Below are 1,388 nucleotides of genomic sequence, written 5' to 3'. Positions count from 1 at the left end.
AGCCGATCAGCCCGGCAAAGGCAAAGCTGCGGCCCAACAGCGCGTGGCATAGCGCCAGATCCAGCGCATGGGAATAGGTCAGCACCAAATGCGCAGCGTTTTCAGGCGCATGCGGCACCAGAAGCGCAGGATCGGCGGCGGGAACAGCAGTGATTCCGGCGGGAATCTCAGCTGGGAACCGCTCTGCGGTGGTGTCCACCCAGGTGATCAGCAGATCCGGCAGCGGCGCTAGGACTTTCACCAGCGCCCGGCCGACATGGCCCGCGCCCCAGATCCAGACCGGCTTGCTGGGGTTATAGACCGGCTCAATCATCCAGCCGTCCACCAATTGCGGCCCCGGGGCCAGACCCTGGCTGCGGGCGGAGGCGAGGATGCGTTTCACCGTCATGGGTATTGACGGGGGCACCGGCGCCGGGCTGGCGGGGCGGGCGATGACTTCGCTGTCCAGCGCGGCCAGATCAGCGGCCTCGTATACTTCACTCAGCAACGTGACAGCGCCGCCGCAGCATTGGCCCAGATCCGGCCCCAGCGCATGGGTGCTGAACGTCTTGGAAACCGTTTGCATGCGGGCGGCCTCTGCGGCCTCAAACTCCAGCGTCCCGCCGCCGATGGTGCCGCTTTGGCCGTCCTTCCACACCAGCATTGCGGTGCCCGGTTCGCGCGGGGAGGAGCCGCGGATGGCAGCGATGACCACACGAGTGACGCGGCCATGTTCGGAAACCGCCTTGCGGAGGGCTGCAACATCAAACCCCATCGCGCACCCTCCGGATGGCGCGCCAGATTTCCTCTGCCGTGGCGGGGGCGTTCAGCACCGGGTAGCTGTCGCCAAAGGCGGAAACCGCATCGCTGAGCGCCAGCCAGGCGGAGATGCCCAGCATAAAAGGCGGCTCCCCCACCGCCTTGGAGCGGTAGATGGTGTCCTCTCGGTTCTGCCCGTCGTAAAGTGCAACGTTGAACACATCGGGCCGATCCGAGCAGGCAGGGATCTTGTAAGTCGAAGGGGCATGGGTGCGCAGGCGCCCGGCACCGTCCCAGACCAGTTCTTCGGTGGTCAGCCACCCGGCGCCCTGCACATAGCCGCCCTCGATCTGGCCGATGTCGATGCCTGGGTTCAGCGAGGCGCCGGCGTCATGCAGAATGTCGGCACGCAAGATACGGTTCTCACCGGTGAGGGCGTCCACAACAACCTCGGTCACAGCGGCGCCATAGGCGAAATAGTAAAACGGGCGGCCCTGGCCCTTGATCCGGTCCCATTCCACCTTGGGTGTCTTGTAAAAACCGGTGGCAGACAGGCTGACCCGGCCCTGGTAGCAGGCCATGGCGGCCTGATCGAAGGACATTTCATCCTGGCCAATGCGCACCATGCCACCTTCGAACACCACATCGCC

Annotated in this window: 2 protein-coding genes; both read right to left on the bottom strand. The window is 65.3% G+C overall.

The window, feature by feature from the left end; translation table 11 throughout:
* The coding region (gene xdhC / locus A2I95_RS38105; RefSeq protein WP_291737611.1) for a xanthine dehydrogenase accessory protein XdhC at positions 1-754 on the bottom strand (754 nt) is incomplete at its 3' end.
* A partial coding sequence (locus tag A2I95_RS38100; RefSeq protein WP_291737610.1) for a molybdopterin cofactor-binding domain-containing protein occupies positions 744-1,388 on the bottom strand: 645 nt, incomplete at its 5' end. The genes A2I95_RS38100 and xdhC, both read right to left, overlap by 11 nt.

It is taken from the genome of Leisingera sp. F5 (assembly GCF_001593695.1).
Note: the sequence above shows the minus strand (reverse complement) of the source record. Positions and strands in the feature narration are given on the sequence as shown.